The 16,238-nt window shown below is 34.9% G+C and carries 16 protein-coding genes and 2 pseudogenes; 15 read left to right on the top strand and 3 right to left on the bottom strand.

Features of this window, described 5'->3' with window-relative positions; all coding sequences use genetic code 11:
- Positions 1-92 precede the first annotated feature (92 nt).
- The gene (locus BW727_RS06150) at positions 93-650 is read left to right on the top strand and encodes a hypothetical protein (protein WP_062468853.1); all 558 of its coding nucleotides are present in this window, start codon (positions 93-95) and stop codon (positions 648-650) included.
- 119 nt (positions 651-769) lie between these two features.
- Here the strand turns inward: BW727_RS06150 and BW727_RS06145 are convergent, their stop codons facing one another.
- Together BW727_RS06145 and BW727_RS06140 are read right to left on the bottom strand one after the other, a co-directional pair.
- Positions 770-1,705, bottom strand: a complete 936-nt coding sequence (locus tag BW727_RS06145; protein WP_077795672.1) for an IS30 family transposase — start codon at positions 1,703-1,705, stop codon at positions 770-772.
- A 117-nt stretch (positions 1,706-1,822) separates the two neighbouring features.
- A complete protein-coding gene (locus BW727_RS06140; RefSeq protein ID WP_062470611.1) occupies positions 1,823-2,443 on the bottom strand; it encodes a superoxide dismutase family protein in 621 nt (206 codons plus the stop codon).
- Positions 2,444-2,629: 186 nt separating this feature from the next.
- Here BW727_RS06140 and BW727_RS06135 point away from each other — a divergent pair, with 186 nt between their 5' ends.
- From BW727_RS06135 to BW727_RS06090, 9 genes are all read left to right on the top strand, one after another.
- A complete protein-coding gene (locus BW727_RS06135) occupies positions 2,630-3,481 on the top strand; it encodes an aldo/keto reductase (RefSeq protein WP_062470607.1) in 852 nt (283 codons plus the stop codon).
- Between the two features lie 296 nt (positions 3,482-3,777).
- Complete coding sequence (locus tag BW727_RS06130) at positions 3,778-4,206, top strand: DUF4181 domain-containing protein (RefSeq protein WP_062470603.1); 429 nt, start codon at positions 3,778-3,780, stop codon at positions 4,204-4,206.
- Positions 4,207-4,289: 83 nt separating this feature from the next.
- On the top strand, positions 4,290-5,249 hold the full coding sequence (locus BW727_RS06125; protein ID WP_062470600.1) for a S66 family peptidase: 960 nt from the start codon (positions 4,290-4,292) through the stop codon (positions 5,247-5,249).
- A 202-nt stretch (positions 5,250-5,451) separates the two neighbouring features.
- Complete coding sequence (locus BW727_RS06120; RefSeq protein ID WP_062470597.1) at positions 5,452-5,664, top strand: DUF378 domain-containing protein; 213 nt, start codon at positions 5,452-5,454, stop codon at positions 5,662-5,664.
- Positions 5,665-5,747: 83 nt separating this feature from the next.
- Entirely contained in the window at positions 5,748-6,422 is a 675-nt protein-coding gene (locus tag BW727_RS06115; protein ID WP_062470594.1) for an HAD family hydrolase, read from the top strand.
- 315 nt (positions 6,423-6,737) lie between these two features.
- Positions 6,738-7,559, top strand: coding sequence for a DUF2382 domain-containing protein (locus tag BW727_RS06110; RefSeq protein WP_062470591.1), 822 nt, complete (start codon positions 6,738-6,740; stop codon positions 7,557-7,559).
- A 205-nt stretch (positions 7,560-7,764) separates the two neighbouring features.
- Complete coding sequence (locus BW727_RS06105) at positions 7,765-8,631, top strand: PPK2 family polyphosphate kinase (RefSeq protein ID WP_077795784.1); 867 nt, start codon at positions 7,765-7,767, stop codon at positions 8,629-8,631.
- A 184-nt stretch (positions 8,632-8,815) separates the two neighbouring features.
- Positions 8,816-9,175, top strand: a complete 360-nt coding sequence (locus BW727_RS06100) for a helix-turn-helix domain-containing protein (RefSeq protein WP_062470588.1) — start codon at positions 8,816-8,818, stop codon at positions 9,173-9,175.
- A gap of 701 nt (positions 9,176-9,876) precedes the next feature.
- Positions 9,877-10,167 (top strand): hypothetical protein, encoded by a 291-nt coding sequence (locus BW727_RS06090; protein WP_227807160.1) that lies wholly within the window; start codon positions 9,877-9,879, stop codon positions 10,165-10,167.
- 1,088 nt (positions 10,168-11,255) lie between these two features.
- On the opposite strand, the pseudogene BW727_RS06075 reads toward BW727_RS06090, so the two are convergent.
- Positions 11,256-11,447: pseudogene (locus BW727_RS06075) on the bottom strand (ASCH domain-containing protein); the annotation flags it as partial.
- A gap of 254 nt (positions 11,448-11,701) precedes the next feature.
- Here BW727_RS06075 and BW727_RS10930 point away from each other — a divergent pair.
- From BW727_RS10930 to BW727_RS10610, 5 genes and pseudogenes are all read left to right on the top strand, one after another.
- A pseudogene (locus BW727_RS10930) lies at positions 11,702-12,849 on the top strand (NADH-dependent flavin oxidoreductase).
- Between the two features lie 337 nt (positions 12,850-13,186).
- The gene (locus BW727_RS06065) at positions 13,187-13,645 is read left to right on the top strand and encodes a putative immunity protein (RefSeq protein WP_062470577.1); all 459 of its coding nucleotides are present in this window, start codon (positions 13,187-13,189) and stop codon (positions 13,643-13,645) included.
- Positions 13,646-13,778: 133 nt separating this feature from the next.
- Complete coding sequence (locus BW727_RS06060) at positions 13,779-14,108, top strand: DUF3021 family protein (RefSeq protein WP_217994425.1); 330 nt, start codon at positions 13,779-13,781, stop codon at positions 14,106-14,108.
- A gap of 321 nt (positions 14,109-14,429) precedes the next feature.
- Positions 14,430-15,329 (top strand): putative periplasmic lipoprotein, encoded by a 900-nt coding sequence (locus BW727_RS06055; protein WP_062470572.1) that lies wholly within the window; start codon positions 14,430-14,432, stop codon positions 15,327-15,329.
- Between the two features lie 671 nt (positions 15,330-16,000).
- Positions 16,001-16,174 carry a hypothetical protein gene (locus BW727_RS10610; protein ID WP_156179563.1) on the top strand — a complete coding sequence of 58 codons (174 nt, stop codon included), beginning with the start codon at positions 16,001-16,003 and terminating at the stop codon, positions 16,172-16,174.
- The last annotated feature ends 64 nt before the right edge of the window (positions 16,175-16,238 follow it).

Here is a 16,238-nt window from a genome sequence, read left to right as displayed (position 1 = left end):
CTATTCCAATCGAATTATTTGAATATTGAGTAAGGATTGTTTAAGATAAGGATGTAGAGAGATGCTAAGTCTATATTAGGAGGATGTATACTATGACAACGAGATATACAGCAAAAATAATGCCACTGAATGAAGCGGTCATTGGAACTTCTGTTTCCGGAAAAGCTGAACTTATTGAAGATGGTGATACGTTAAAAATAAAAATCGAGGCGACAGGTACGCCACCTAACATGATGCATTGGAGTCACTTTCATGGATTCCCTGATGGAACAAAAGGACGTGTCCCGACAAAAGATGCAGATACAAATGGTGATGGGGTCATTGATTTACCAGAGCTATATGCTGTAGCTGGTCAAACAATGGTTCCGTTCGATAATGCTCCACAAGACATAAACATTCCTCATGACAATTATCCGCATTCTGACGAAAATGGGAACTGGAAATATGAATTTGAGGTTCCTCTTGGTGAACTTAAAAAGAAATTTAAAGAAAAATTTGGCTCAGAAGATTTACAGTTAGATACACGGACAGTTTTAATTCACGGTGTGCCAGAATCGGTTGAGCTTCCTGATACTGTTGAAGGAACCGTTAAAGGATACGGTCCCCACACAACATTACCTATTGGTGTAGGAGAAATTGAAAAAGTTTAAATAAGCATAGATTTTTGAACATTATAAAATAGATAGAGCCTCACATTTAGAATATAAACCTAAATGTGAGGCTCTATTGTTATCGATGTACACTAATTATTTTATCTTTTGATAGTTTGTCAAATTAAGTGCAACACCTCTTCCATAAAGACCTCGTGAGGCGTTCGGTAGCCAAGACATTTTCTTGGTCTATTATTAATCAGGTACAAAGCTTTTTGAAGTTCTTCCTGTTCCACATGATCAAAGTTGGTTCTCTTCGGAAAGAACTCCCTCAGGAGTCCATTACTGTTTTCATTGCTTCCTCGTTGCCAAGAAGAATAAGGATCTGCGAAATAAACAGGGATGCTTAAGTCTTCTTCAATGACAGGATAACAGCTGAATTCCTTTCCTCTGTCTGTCGTAAAACTTTGGAAGGCAGTTTCAGGAAAAAGCGTAGTCAGTTTTCGTATAGCCCCTTCCATTGAGGAAGCGGAACGGTTGGGTATTTTGATGGCGAGGTACCAGCGGCTTTTCCTCTCTAGGAAAGTAGCAACGCAACCTTTTGCCTGTCCGCGTCCTGATACGACGGTGTCCAGCTCCCAGTGACCGAAGGTCGTTCGCTTCTTGACGTCTTTTGGTCGTTTTGAAATAGAGGTTCCGATATTGAATCTTCCTCTGGTTTCTTTTGGTTTCTGTCGTTTGCCTTTTTGTCTCAGAACGGACAATGGAACTTGTAAGAGACCGTAATAGAGCCAGCGATAGATTGTTTTGAAAGAAATTTTCCCTTGAAATAGCCGGCCTACAATTTGTTCTGGAGACCAGGTAAGAGTTAGTTTTTCCTGAACCTTTTCTTTGATTTCAGAAGTCAACTTTGATTTTGCTCCACAGTTCGCTTTCTTTTGTTTATAGCGTTCCTGTGCCTGATCACACTGATAATATGGGTTCCTGTTCAGTTCCCGTGAAACAGAAGAAGGGGCACGACCAAGGATTCGAGCGATCCGGCGGATCGAAAAACCTAGATCACGAAGCGTTTCTATTTTTGAGCGTTCGGCTATGGTAAAATGAGTGTAGCTCATGGCGAGTCCTCCAGTCGAATGTTGTGTGGTAACTCCATTCTACACGAGGTCGTCATGGGTTTCTTTTATTTTACCTAGGTGTTGCACTTAATATTACAATTCATCTTTTAAAAATAATTATTCTTCGTTTCCTGGGAAGATTACGCCACCGACCATTCGGTCACCAGCATCGCCGCTAGGTTGACTTTCATAATCATCAGCTTCAGTATGAATGATAAGTGAAGTCCCTTGCTCTGTATTCAGCGTATTTTCACCGTTTTCTTGAAGACTGGTGTTAGGTATGACAATACTTTCTTGAACAATACCATTTTCGGGAACTACTAGATTGGGCAGGTCGCCGATATGAGGACCCGTTTCTGATTCTGTTCCATGTTCAACGTTTGTTGGATTAAAGTGAGAGCCGGCATCTTCAAACGTTGGTGGTGTAGCCTGTCCAACTTCGTGAATATGCATCCCATATTCGCCAGGAGACATTCCTTGAAGATCTAACTTTAAGGTTACCTCTCCATCTTCCTCGCTGAAAACAGCTATTCCTAAATCATTACTATTACTATCAATCATCGTCACTGAAACGGTTTCTAAAATTTCCATTTCGGTTGTATCTTCTGTTTCCTCAACTGAAGTAACAACCGCGGTATCTTCTTGTGGAGTTTCTGTTTCTTCAGTGGCTGTATTGGTACAAGCTGCTAAAAGAAACATAGCACTTGATGACAATAGTATCTTACCAAAGCTTTTCATTAGTACTTCTCCTCCTTGTTGGCCTTCATTGTTTAATTCACTGTTAATTTATCAAAATCTAAGCTTTAAGTACAATAATTACCACTTTGCACAAAGATAACCTTCATTATGTTCATATTACATGAGTCCAGTTTTATTTTGTGATAAGGTAAATAGTGTAAACAATATAATTGAAAGGAAGATTCTATGTTAGTAGAAATACCAGATGTTATGTTGAATGATGGCTACCGAATTCCGGCTATTGGGTTTGGAACGGTAGAAATATTGGGGAACAAAGGAACCTTGCAAATTCTAAATGCAATTCAATCTGGATACCGACTAATTGATACGTCGACAAACTATGATAACGAAGGGATTGTTGGAAAGGCTGTTAAAAACTCAGGAATTCCTCGAGACGAGTTGCTGATAAGTTCCAAACTTCCAGGTAAATATCATGACTTTGATAGTGCACTTAAGATAATTGAAGAACAATTGGCTCGTACTGATTTAGAGTATTTCGATAAGTATTTGATTCATTGGCCAAATCCAGATGATGGAAAATATGTCGAAGCTTGGAAAGCACTCATTCAAGCACAAAAGCTAGGAATGATTCTCACAATCGGTGTTTCAAACTTTTTAGAACATCATCTAGAAAAAATTATCGACGAAACAGGTGTCGTACCGGCAACAAACCAAATTGAAATCCACCCTTACTTCAGTAATAAGGAAAACGTAAAGGCCAACGAAAAATTTGGCATCATCACTGAAGCTTGGAGTCCACTCGGTCGAGATATTAATGATGCCAAACAACATCCTGATATTATTGAAATTGGGAAAAAATACAATAAATCTGCGCCGCAAGTAATTATCCGCTGGTTACACCAACGTGATATTGTACCCATAGTTCGTTCAGGTGATCCAATTCATCAACAAGAAAACTTAAATATCTTTGATTTTGAGTTAACAGATGCTGAGATGGAAAAAATATTTTCCCTTGATAAAGGAGAAGAAGGCCGTGTTGAAGGTCAGCACCCAGATGAATACCATGAATATGACTAATTAATTAAGCAAACAGACAGAAATGAGATGGTATCTCATCTCTGTCTGTTTTTTATTCTAATCTAATAAATTAGTTTAAATATCTATATAAAGGAAATCTTTGCAAGAGGCTATGTTTATTTGCCATAATAAGCGTAGAGTTAAACGGGTGCAGAAGTCAAAAAGGATGGACATATGCGAAAAGTATTGTAGCGACAGTTATGCAGTGGGCACTCCGTTTCTTTAGAATAGTTGTTAAAATTATAATTGCCTGTGTAAGTTTACTGCGATTTTAAGTTATAGAAGGGGGGAACTAAGTGGAGAATGTATTCCAGACAAGACACTTGTTAATATTAATTGTAGGCATGCTTCTGTTATCCTTTATTTTCAATTCTATAATGAGCAAATTTTTAAAAGTAGAAAAACGAAAAATACTTTCTTATGATTACGTGAATAAAACTCATATGAAAATTGATTGGGTACTTCGAATTGTTTTAGTAATTATTTTGATAATATATCTTTTTTATACATTTAATGATCCTTATAAAGATGATTTCTTTTGGAGAACCCTTCCTCTTAAGGTATCACTTTTATCTATAGCGATTCCTGAATTAACGAGAGCATTTATGGAATGGAAATATGCAGAAAATCGGAAAGCATATGTACTCACGATTAGTCAATTGATATTTGATTTAATTTTAATAGGGATAATACTTATTATTTTTTATTTTTTTGTTTTTAAGTAACAGTGTATGGCATACTTCAATTACATATTTATTTCAGTCAACTGTAGCGGGACATATAAATTTTAAGAAAAGGAGAGGCTTCTATGATTATACCCAATCGTTTACAGCCGGGAGATACCATTCGCATTTTATCACCCTCCAGTAATATTGCGCGTATTGGTGGAGTGAATGAAAACGAAGCAGCCAGAAAGAATCTGGAGGAGTTAGGCTATAAGGTGACTTTCAGTAAAAATATCGAGGCGCAAGATGCTATCGGTTCGTCTTCAATTAAAGAGCGATTGGAAGATCTTCATGAGGCGTTTGCAAATAAAGAAGTCAAAGCAATTCTAACATCGATTGGTGGATTTAACTCTAATGAACTACTGCCATATATTGATTACCAATTGATCAAGAAGAATCCAAAAATTATTTGTGGTTATAGTGATATTACCGCTTTAAATAATGCCATTACTTCAAAAACAGGCCTCGTTACTTATATAGGGCCACACTATTCCAGCTTTAAAATGAATGATTTACAAGATTATCAAACAGATTCTTTTTTGAAAGCATGCGCTTCGGGTGATGCAGTGACTATTTCTTCTTCAACCCACTACAGTGATGACTTATGGTTTTTACCCGATAGACCTCGAAATCTGCGAATGAATACCTGGAAAACTTATACGGGTGGAAAAACGAAAGCACTGAGTTGTGGCGGTAATTTAAATACATTTATCCGTATTCAGGGAACGCCATTTCAGCATGATATGGATCAAAAACTGTGGTTTGTAGAATCAGCTGAGGAACATTCTTACCAAGATTTTGCAAGTGACCTATCTTCTTTACTCCAAGTCGCAACAAACCCTAAAGGCCTTATTGTTGGCAGATTTCCAAAAGAAACTGGAATGACAGAAGTTCTTTTACTACATATTTTAGAGAAATATCCAATCTTAAAAGAAATTCCTGTTCTTTATAATGTCAATTTTGGACATACACAACCAATTTTTACCTTTCCTCTTGGGCAAGAGGTACAATTGGATGCGGACAAACAGATACTTTCTTTTTAAAGAATGACCAAACAATATATTAATATAGCACTTACTTTGACAGTACTCTTCTTAAGTGCTAATGTTTAGGTGAGTATTCAGGTTACCTAAACAAGTAGGTAATCATACTATTGGTCACACCGCAAAACTTCTAGACTCACGTTAAAGTAACCAATACCATTGTGGAAATTACCTTGGAAAACCCAAAGGAAGGAGCATTATTATGAAGACACTAGATAATATTGTTTTAACCCTTTTAATTGTTGGCGGCGTTAACTGGCTCTTAGTGGGACTATTCGAATTCGACTTAGTTGCTACGATATTTGGTGGACAAACGGCTATCGGTTCTAAAATAGTTTATGTTATTGTCGGAATCTGTGCACTATATGCTATTAAGTTTTTCACCTTAATCAATTCCCGAAATTATAAAGAATAAGGGGATTACTATGGACACCCAAACAGCACGCTTTATGCGTGCGTTTGGGTGTCTTTTATGTCAAAAAATAATCAGGAGGACATATGAAACTAGCGATATATGACTTTGACGGAACCTTGTGTAAGGAAGAAACCATTCCTTTTTTAATTGCCTTTTATAGAAAAAACAATTATTCTTACCGTAAATTAGGCAAATTCTATTTAAAAATGTTGGGAGCAACAGCAAAATATGTTTCAAAAATAGATGCCTCATTTGATAAAGAAAAATACAGAGAGACCGCCGCTAAGAACTTTATGCTCCTTTTTGAAGAAATGAAAGAAGAAGAAATTATTAATTTTTTCGCTGCGAGCGCTTCAGAGCTTGCGAAATCTTTTAATCCAATGGTTGTTGCAAGTATTGAAGAACGAAAAGCAGATGATTACCACATTGTTCTGTGTTCGGGTGCAAATACTCTCTTACTAAATGAAGTTGCGCAGTACATCTCTATTGATACCATTATTGGTACAAAACTTCATTTTCTAGAAGATGGCACGTATGATTTTAATTCGGAGCTCTTCGTGACAACCGGTAAGAATAAACCAATTGCTGTACTTGATCGATTCAAGGATAAAAACATTGATTGGCAAAACAGTTGTGCTTATGGCGATAGCTTTTATGACTATGATATCTTGAAATTAACAGGAACACCTGTTGCGGTAAATCCTGATAAGGGATTAAGAGAAATTGCAATGGAAAATGGTTGGGACATATTAGAATAAAAATAATAACTATATCTACATCTAAGGAGTATTTTTAGAAATAAGTGAAAGAAAATATATATCTAGAATTACAATAGTACTCTTAATGCTAACAACTTTTAAAAGAGATAACCATGAACTGTTTGAAAAAAAATAAATATGTTCACCGATAAGAGGCTAGATGTAATATTTTTCCGTATTAAATTTTTTATAGCTAACGTTCTCGAAGAAAAAAGGTATAAGGCGTTTTATTGGTATCAATTAATTAATAACGTTATACTTGGTATAGACACACAGTTAGTAATCTAACTGAAACTTTAGAGGAGGCGTTTTATTTTGAATAACAAACGAGTAGAAGGTAGTTATGTACGCGTAGAGGACGCGGTTGATGCGGTTCAACGCTTAAGAGATAAAGGGTACGCACGTTCGAATATTTACGTGGTGGCAAACGAAGCAGTTCGTAGCGCAATTCCTTCGTATTCAATGGAAGCAGAAGTGAGTTCGCAAAGTGAGTTGCGTGAAAACACCGGAAACGAGAATGAACGCTCAATGTGGGAAAAAATAAAAGATGCGTTTACACTTGATGAAAACGAAACAGATCCACGTACGCAACCTAATTACGACGCTGATCGTGACCCCCTTTATGCGTATCGCGATGATATCGCTCAAGGGAACATCATTGTGTTAGTTGACGAAGACGCGAGTGTAACAGGCGGAGTGCATACAAACACAGCTGCTGAAGGGTACCGAGATACTGTTGACGACACCATTCAATTAAAGGAAGAAAAATTGGATGTTGATAAAAATAAAGTTCAAACGGGTGAAGTTACCATTGAAAAACGTGTCGTTGAAGAAACGGAAACTAAAAACGTTCCCGTGTCACATGATGAAGTCATCATTGAACGTCGTCCTGTAACGGATCAAGAACAAGTTGAAACAACAGAACCGCTCTTGGCAAATGATGGCACAGAAGAATTAGTCATTCCAGTGACAGAAGAACAACTGGATGTCAAAAAACGAACAGAAGTGGTTGAAGAAGTAGCGATTAAAAAAGAAAAAGTAACAGAAAATAAACAAGTAACCGATACGGTTGCAAAAGAAGAAATTGATATCGAACGCGATGGTCATGTTATAGAAGATACGGATCAAAACGGATAAGCGTTTCTTATTAAACCTCCCCCTACACGTCTGCTTTTTAATAAATCGGATGCGTAGGGGGATTTTTTATAGAATTTACTGTTGAGATAAAATTTTAAATTGATATCGCTTACGCTGATTATTAAAGTAATGAACTGAAGGTAATTGACAAGGATATAACTTTCATGCGCCATAATTTCAATCCGCTGAAAAAAGGAGAATAAAGATGACTATAAACCGCCATGATTTTTTAGCATCCCCAGAAAAAAAGCTTTCTGAGTACGCGACAGCGCATCCAGATGCCGCTTCATATTCAACAGAAGAAGTTAAAGAAGCGTTATTCGAAGAAGTTATTTCAACCTTACGTGACCAACAAACGCGTCTGTTCGCAGAAGCAAAATCAGGAATTGTTGTGATATTACAGGCAATGGACGCAGCAGGAAAAGATGAAGCAGTAACCACCGTTTTTTCTAACCTTTCTGTGCAAGGGCTCCGCGAATCCGAGCCGGGAGAACCAAGTGATAAAGAACTAAAACGTGATTATTTGTGGCGTCATCATGAAACGCTCCCTAAACGTGGCGAGATAGCGATTCTAAATCGTTCATATTATGAAGAAGTATTAGGTAGTCGTGTACATGGCAGCTATCAAAATGAACCCATGCCTGATAAGTGGAAAGAAGGGCCGGTTTGGAAACGACGTTACCGGCACCTCAACGAATATGAACGCTATTTAACTGAAAATGGGTTTGTTGTTCTGAAATTTTATTTAAATGTGAATAAGAATGTTCAAAAAAAACGACTACTAGAACGCATGAACAACCCTAATAGGAACTGGGAGTTTTCTTTTAGTGATGTGGATGACCGTGATAAATGGGAAGATTTTTATCATGCATATGATGAGGCCATAAAAGAAACATCAACTGGATATGCGCCTTGGTATGTTATTCCTGCAGATGATCCTTGGTTTACGCGCCTCGTGATAGCGGAAATTTTTAGTCAAACCTTATCAGAATTAAATCCGAAATTACCTGTATTAAGTGGCGAAGAAGCAACAAAACTTGAAGAATATAAAGAAAAATTAAAAAAACAGTAATTTACAAAGAACAAACTAAAAAAAAGAGTCTCGCGAGAAAGTTAGTGAGACTTTTTTTTGATGAATGAATAGAATTATGCGAAAAGAAGGCGTAGTAACCGTATTGCAACTGAAAGTTGCGTGATAGTAGGTGGTGACAACCATTAATAATTGCTATTATATAGAAAAGAAAGCAGAGGGGTATATGAAATTAGATTTATTAGGTATTCTTATTTTTGGTGGCGTATTATTAATCGGATTAGTAGCGATCACAACAATAATCGTTACAGGTATTTTTCTTATAAAAGCATTAATTCGATATACCAAATCAAAAGAGGTAAGAGAAGAAAAAGGAACATTCAAAAAATCATTAGGTGAAGTCTTAAAACAACAAAGAGAAGATTGCAAGATGACCCAGCAATTTGTTGCGGAAACAATTGGTGTCAGTAGACAAGCGGTATCTAAATGGGAAAATGGGACATCTGACCCTAGTACATCTAACTTAATATCTCTCGCAAAACTATACAAAATATCTGTTGAGGAGATACTTCACGAAGTAAAATAAAGTAGTTAGTTGAATAATAAGTTAACGCTCGACTAAAGGAGCTTAAAAAATGGACATTGAAGAGTTGATAAAAAAATACCAGGATAATATTGTTGTAGTTGATAAAAAAAGCCAGTAACAGAAGTAATACGCGGATTGGTAGATATAAAAGAAATCCCCATTGGAACGCTAACCCCAGCACACCTCAAATTTTCTATGGAAAATGCAGCTCATTCCATTCAGAATATCTCTGATCAAACGATAAATTTACATCTATACCAGGTTCTGTTTAATGAGAAAAGTGTTCCTTATTATCAAGATATCAGTAATGATACAACTTACATATCGTTAATAGATTATCTATCTTTTTTTAATCAATAATAAGTTTTTGTCAAAAAAATGACCCTACTTCTCTCTAATAAAAATGTATAAAAAATTCGTTGAATCAATGGATGGAACGGTCCAAGCAAGTGTAAATGAAAATATTTTCCATATCCAAGTTGCGTTGCCACATAAGAATATCTCTTATTAAATCGTTATATCTTAGATAAAAAGGAGTAAAAAGAATGGATAAAACAGTACAAACAGAGTTAGGTATTGTTCAAAAGATTGTGGTAAAAAGTATGAAACTTCTTTACATGGAAGTGTCAAATGATATCAAGAACCAAAAAAATGCTTGACCGAAATTTGAAGAGCACTTTCCTTCCTTAACAGGACGTAAAATGTATGGATTCGACTATAGTAACAGTAACATTTATCGCGTCTGTTCGCTTGTTTTGGATGAAGATAACGGAGAGAATTTCGGATTGAAGCAATTTGATTTTGAAGGCGGAGTCTACATTCGATTACGGCTCAAATTTAATCCACCGGAACTGTATGAAAAAATAGGACCAGCATATGATTTTTTGATTCGTAACTATGAAGAATCGATTGAATGGTCACTTCCTATGATTGAACATTACAAGGCCAAAAATATTTTAGATATAATGATTCCTATCACTAAAGTTGATTAATAGAAAAACGATACAAGGAACGACACGACTAGTATAGAGTGAATTCTGTACTATTTTTTTTGTATATAAATAAATCTATACAAATCCGATTCAGCTCTCTTTAAAGGTACGAGATTAAAAGTTATTTGCGCTATAATAATTAAAAGAAAACAAAAAAATTGGAGGTTGTTTATAGGTGGTTACTATTTGGTGTTATTACTGTATTAGCGACATTTATAAATCTTTATCTCTATAATCGGTTTATCATTTACGATATTAACCTTGACTGCCAGTTACAGCATGGTATCTAACTGGGTTAACGTCGAGGATTGGACTGCTTTATCCGATGTCGTACCTACCATGAGCATCGCATTTTGGGTTTTAGTATCTTTATCGATTTTATTAAATATTCTACCTATAATTTTAGAACTCAAGCACAAAAAGCAAACAGACTATCAAAATAATAAAGGTTCTATATGGAAACATTAAATGAAATATTGGGGTGGCTAAAAATGAAAAAAGAACTGATTATAATCTCAATTACGTTTATCATAGCAAATTTAATTCGTGGGTTCTTTATAACCTATACTGGGTTCTCCTTTAATCCTTGGCAAGATAGCTTTGATTTAATACCTTTTTTAATAGACTTTATGATATGGGTACTTTCATATGCAGGGGTAAGGTTGATTGTAACTAATTTTACTAAGAATAGAGTATCGAAAGACTAGAACTGGAATAGAATTAGATAAATAGGGGGAAATTGGTGAAAAAAATTGCGATTACCAGTAATTATACAGCTTTTTCTTATCTTGAGCCTTCTTATTGTTAGCATGATCTGGGATGAATCTTATAAAATTGAGCGGATTTTTCTTGTTTTATTTGCTGCAAATTTAATTTTTATGATTATTGAAGAAAAAAGAAGACCAAAATAAATAAGCACCTCATTAAAAAATTTCATGAATAAATTATTTATTAAGATTCTGAAAACATAATTCTACAAGATTTCATATATTATTTAAAATGACATTAAATTCTTCGTAAAGAACAGGTGTATTATCACTAATTTCAATATTATCTACTCCATAAACCTAGTGATCTCTTCCTCTTTCTTTAAATGCGTGTTCCTCAGAAACTTCAAGGAACGGAACAATCGCAACTTTAGTAGTTTTTGTTATACAAACAGCGTCATTTTCACTATCTAATATAGTATTAAAATCGATTATTTTTGGCAGTGGGTCGTTGTCTATTGCGTATAGATCGTACGCAGAAGCTGTAGCTGTTTTGATATTTTTCACAGTTAGTTAACAAGTACACCATACTTTAAAGAACTATAACTACTCTCCTTATATTCTGGATTCTGCTTTCATACTTCCGCTGAAAGGATTCTATCTTTGATATCATAATGAACAAAGAAAACGAACCAAAGGCTTGCAAACTGTCAGAAGGAGCCGGTAAGGATTTTGTTCCCGAGGTCTAATACTTATTAATTATGATTCTTTTGTAGTAGTATTGAATTAGCATCGGAAAAAATATAGATTAGCTAAGGAGAAAATAAATGACAAATAACTACAAAGCTTTACTCGAATCATTTAAATTACCTAATGGCGCTACACTGCCCAACCGAATCGCTATGTCACCAATGCTTGTGCTAGCGTCAACGGCTGAGGGAGAAATTACCGAAGAAGATTTGAGCTATTTTGACAAGCGGTCTCAAGTAGCAGGCATGCTTATTACAGGAGCAGCTTCAGTTAGTAAAGGTGGACGAGGCGCTGAAAAGCAAATCAATGTCTCTACCGATGAGATTATTCCGGGACTCAAAAAACTAGCTGAGACCATGAAAAAAGACGGAAATAAGGCTATCTTACAATTGCATCATGCTGGACGTGAAGCAATTGCTGCGTATGAATCATACGGTCAAGTAGTGGCACCAAGTGCGATTGATTTTCCATTTTTACCTTATACGCCAAAAGAGCTTAGCCATGAAGAAATCTTAACGATTATCAAAGAATTTGGGGAGGCGACTGAACGGGCTATTAAAGCAGGTTTTGACGGCGTGGAAATCCATGGAGCCAATCACTACCTCATCCAACAGTTCTTTTCTTCCTACTCGAATACGCGCGAAGACGAATGGGCGGCACACTTGAGAAGCGGATGAACTTCCCATTAGCTGTGGTGAAAGAAGTAAAACAAGTGGCTGAGAATAGTGATAAAGAAGATTTCATTATTGGTTACCGAATCACTCCGGAAGAAATACATGGCGAGAATGTTGGTTATCGTTTAGGCGATGCACAACAACTAATTGATCGAATTGTTGATTTTAAGATTGACTATGTCCATGTATCACTCTTTACTAAATATGATGCAGAAAGCGTCGGAACCAATATGCCGATTGGTAAAACGATTAAGGAAACAGTCGGTGACCGGGCAGCGGTGATGATTATTGCGGGAATATTCTCAGCAGATGATGCTTTGGATGCCTTGAACCATGGCGACCTAGTGGCTATTGGTCGAAGTGCGTTGATTGATCCAGAATTTACCTTAAAAATTAAAGAGGACAGATCGGATGAGATTGTCTTATCGATTAAAAAAGATCGAGTAGATTCTCTCGCTTTACCGGCCGGATTAATTGAATGGTATACGAGCGAAGGCGTTATGTTACCGCCATTACCAGGAATTGAATATCTAGAAGAATTAAAAAAATAGTTTAATCCTATTCTTTTTAAATCCATACCCGAAAATTAGACACTCAAAAAAAGAGTGTTCTCGTTTTCGGGTTATTTTTATCTGTTTTTCGTTATACTCCAATGGAACGGTTTGGAATCGGAGGTTACGACATGAGCAAAAAATATATACGGAATAAGAAATTGAATTAGGAAACTATAAAGAAAAAAACATTGTGGAACGAGAAAATCAAATGGTTCACTGGCTAAGTAAACAAATATTTTAAGCTTTCGAATAAACCATTTAAGTATGAGTATGTTCCAGTAAGAATGGAGCAAATGTATTTTTAAAGTTGTTTGTCTTCAAGGAGGTAGTGTGTATGCCAACGAGATTAAAATTAAAAATAATAGATAATAGTGAGCTCAGAAAAGAAATTGATGAAAGATATGAAAAGATGAATCAGATAGATGCAGCAAAATGGTCTCTATCCATAGCAAAGCATATATTAAAAGTTGTTAATATAGATTATGAAGCCGTACCCGAGATAAAAGAAGGATTTAGAATCAATGAATTGTGGCAAATAAAAGAAGCCAGAATTATAGACATAAGACAAGCAGGTTTCAAAATCCACAAACTCGCGCTTGACAGTGAGTTAGAAATAAACAAAACGGCATTAAGAGTCGTTGGTCAAGCAGTAGGAAGTGGACACATGAAAGAACATGCAATGGTCGCTTCAGATTATGCAGTAAAGACAATAGGACTAATGAATTCTAATAGTTTAGAATCAATTACTCTTGAACGAAAATGGCAGCTAAATGAAATAAAAAAATATTTATAAAAAATATGGAACCATTTCTTTAAATTCGATAAATGGGTTTGTCATAATAAGGATTGAGACAAACTCATGTATACTAAAAAAAGAGGGGGTTTAGTAATGACATTGATTAAAAAAAAGTCTTTTAAGAGGTGGTATCCCTTTTATAATTATAGAGGCTTTTGCCTTAGCTCTTTACTTACAAAGTGAAATCTTAGAGGCTAGAAACCTATTTTTTGGAGGGTTCGTTCTACTGATTTTAGGTTCAACAACTGTTATTTACAATATTGATCAATGGAGTTTAGCAAAGCAAAGTGCTATTCACTTCTCAATCATGCTAGGGACACTTTTTCCAATTCTTTTATTAAGTGGTTGGTATCCCGTCACGTCTCTACAAGATGTTCTTCAAGTATTTGCGATTTTTGTTGCATCTGGTTTAGTGATTTGGACAATTATGTTTATACTTGCTAAATTTTTTAAATGGTAAATCTTCGCGAGTTAGTCTTAACGACTTTAGTTTTAGACTTATGTCAAACTAGAAAATGCTAATTAAGGGCGTAATAAAATATTCTAATAAATATGACGTCATACCTAACTCAAACCTTAAGATGGTAACTTATATATAAATATCGATTTATTATTTGTAAATAAGTTACGTTTACCATAAGGAATTAGAAGCTATTTACCTAAAATATCTTTTCTTTTGCGAGTAAAGGCTTTTTCTAAAATGAGTTTTACTATCTATTTATTCCAAGTTTTGATTTTTACAGTTTTTTGTGATATTTTCCATATAAAGGAAGTGGAACTAATGAAAAAATATCTAATGCTAGTATGTAGCCTCATGTTGTTAACGGCTTGTTCAAGTAATGAAAATTCAGAGAACGTTAACTCAACTTCATCACTTTCTACTGCTGAATCATCAATTGCTTCTACCTCAATGGAAAGCTCTGAGCAAGTCAGTACAAGCAGTAAAGAGGCGACACAAAATTTTCCTTATGCAGTAAACTTAGATGACTTTGTACAAGAAGAAAACTTCAATGGAGATGATACAAACAAGAAGCCTCTTTACAGGCTTAATTTTATCAGCAATCAAAAAAATGTCCCTACTACAATTATTGTAAACCTAAAAGATTTAAATAGTTTTGGAAAAGGTATTTATTTTTCTTCAAATGAAAAAGATATATTTTATCCGATTTCAATTAATGAAATAGCTACTAAAGACATCTCTCTTATTGGGTACAATGGGAAAGAAAGAAAAATAAAGGTTAATACTGAGGTGAAAATTGAACTTCTAGAAAACCAAACAGATTCGCTACAAATAGTAGGAGATAGTTATTATCTCTTTTATAATCAAGAAAAGACTATCTCTATAGCGACTCGAGATTTTGATAAAAACCCAGGTTCAGAAGATTTAGATTATAATCATATGATAGAGTATATTCAACAACCAGATTCACAAAATACTGAAAATTCAATGGAATCTGAATCAGAAGAGGCTCTAGAAAACGACCAATACTATAATTCCATCAAAGAAGCATGGCATAAACAAAAGAATTATATTGACTCTATTGAAGATCCTAAAATGAAACAATCTGTGCAAACACCTTTTTCAGCAGCAAATGCTGAAGCAGGTAGATTAGAACTGGATCATCCTGAAGATACTGATCTAATAAGAGAAAGCTTAGAAAAGGTGCTTGATGGGGAATGATTTTTAGTAGATTTTGATTCTTCCAACATAAATGTATGGGTAATCATAGTGCTTTATAATCTCATAATGAAGCAGAATATTTAAAATAGAAAATAAGATAAGAGAAACCATATCATCTTTTATACTTTATTAGGTGAATGTGTGGTCATTTTAGTAAGTTTAATCATTATGAAAACTGAGTTTATCTTAACTTTAACTACGAAAAACTCGTATAATGAATTTCGCTTACGATATTTTGATCAAAAATAGAAGTGGAATAGTGTCGGTAAAAAAAGAGATGAAGAATATACAATGAAGAAACAATTTTGAACTGGCTATGGATTCTTTTTAGGAATAATAGGACTCTCAGGTTTACTTTATAGCGTATTAAGCACGTTGAATTTCTTTGGATAAATCGTTCGTCACCAGAAGGTATGTGTGCTACTATTACCGCCATGAGTACTTTCACCAAGTCAGGATTGCATATTATCTGAAAGATGTAACCTAAGAGCAAAATAGATTAAGTATGAAAAAGGAAAAACACAATAGCTAGAGTAATGAATTAAGATAGAATCAATTTTTTGTCTAAACAGGAGCGCAATGAATTTTAAAATTTCGTAGGAATTTTCACACAGAATAGAATTTTTAAACAAGGTTTAATAAATTTTTGCTACTAAAAGGAGAGTTGTACCATGAAGATAAACTGGCGATTTGGGTTAGGTATAGGAATTTCTCTCACCATTTATAATTTAATCATGGATAAATATTGGCCTGATCTTCATATACTGTACAGAGCCATTTTCGCAGGGCTCTTTGTTGGGATTTTCTCTTTCTTGATAGAACAATTTCTACTTTTAGTAGTTTAAAGAGTTAAGTTTTTTTAATTTAAACTGCAAAAATACTCAATAAAAAGATAACAAATTGTATAAA

The sequence above is a fragment of the Jeotgalibaca dankookensis genome (assembly GCF_002005405.1).
In the GTDB taxonomy this organism is placed as follows: Bacteria; Bacillota; Bacilli; order Lactobacillales; family Aerococcaceae; genus Jeotgalibaca; species Jeotgalibaca dankookensis.
The sequence above is the reverse complement of the archived record's forward strand: the minus strand, read 5'-3'. Positions and strand labels throughout refer to the sequence as shown.

Excerpts from the sequence above, each read along its gene's own strand:
- BW727_RS06150 (WP_062468853.1), top strand. The coding sequence starts at position 93 with ATGACAACGAGATATACAGCAAAAATAATGCCACTGAATGAAGCGGTC.
- BW727_RS06145 (WP_077795672.1), bottom strand. The coding sequence starts at position 1,705 with ATGAGCTACACTCATTTTACCATAGCCGAACGCTCAAAAATAGAAACG.
- BW727_RS06140 (WP_062470611.1), bottom strand. The coding sequence starts at position 2,443 with ATGAAAAGCTTTGGTAAGATACTATTGTCATCAAGTGCTATGTTTCTT.
- BW727_RS06135 (WP_062470607.1), top strand. The coding sequence starts at position 2,630 with ATGTTAGTAGAAATACCAGATGTTATGTTGAATGATGGCTACCGAATT.
- BW727_RS06125 (WP_062470600.1), top strand. The coding sequence starts at position 4,290 with ATGATTATACCCAATCGTTTACAGCCGGGAGATACCATTCGCATTTTA.
- BW727_RS06120 (WP_062470597.1), top strand. The coding sequence starts at position 5,452 with ATGAAGACACTAGATAATATTGTTTTAACCCTTTTAATTGTTGGCGGC.
- BW727_RS06115 (WP_062470594.1), top strand. The coding sequence starts at position 5,748 with ATGAAACTAGCGATATATGACTTTGACGGAACCTTGTGTAAGGAAGAA.
- BW727_RS06105 (WP_077795784.1), top strand. The coding sequence starts at position 7,765 with ATGACTATAAACCGCCATGATTTTTTAGCATCCCCAGAAAAAAAGCTT.
- BW727_RS06100 (WP_062470588.1), top strand. The coding sequence starts at position 8,816 with ATGAAATTAGATTTATTAGGTATTCTTATTTTTGGTGGCGTATTATTA.
- BW727_RS06090 (WP_227807160.1), top strand. The coding sequence starts at position 9,877 with ATGTATGGATTCGACTATAGTAACAGTAACATTTATCGCGTCTGTTCG.
- BW727_RS06065 (WP_062470577.1), top strand. The coding sequence starts at position 13,187 with ATGCCAACGAGATTAAAATTAAAAATAATAGATAATAGTGAGCTCAGA.
- BW727_RS06055 (WP_062470572.1), top strand. The coding sequence starts at position 14,430 with ATGAAAAAATATCTAATGCTAGTATGTAGCCTCATGTTGTTAACGGCT.
- BW727_RS10610 (WP_156179563.1), top strand. The coding sequence starts at position 16,001 with ATGAAGATAAACTGGCGATTTGGGTTAGGTATAGGAATTTCTCTCACC.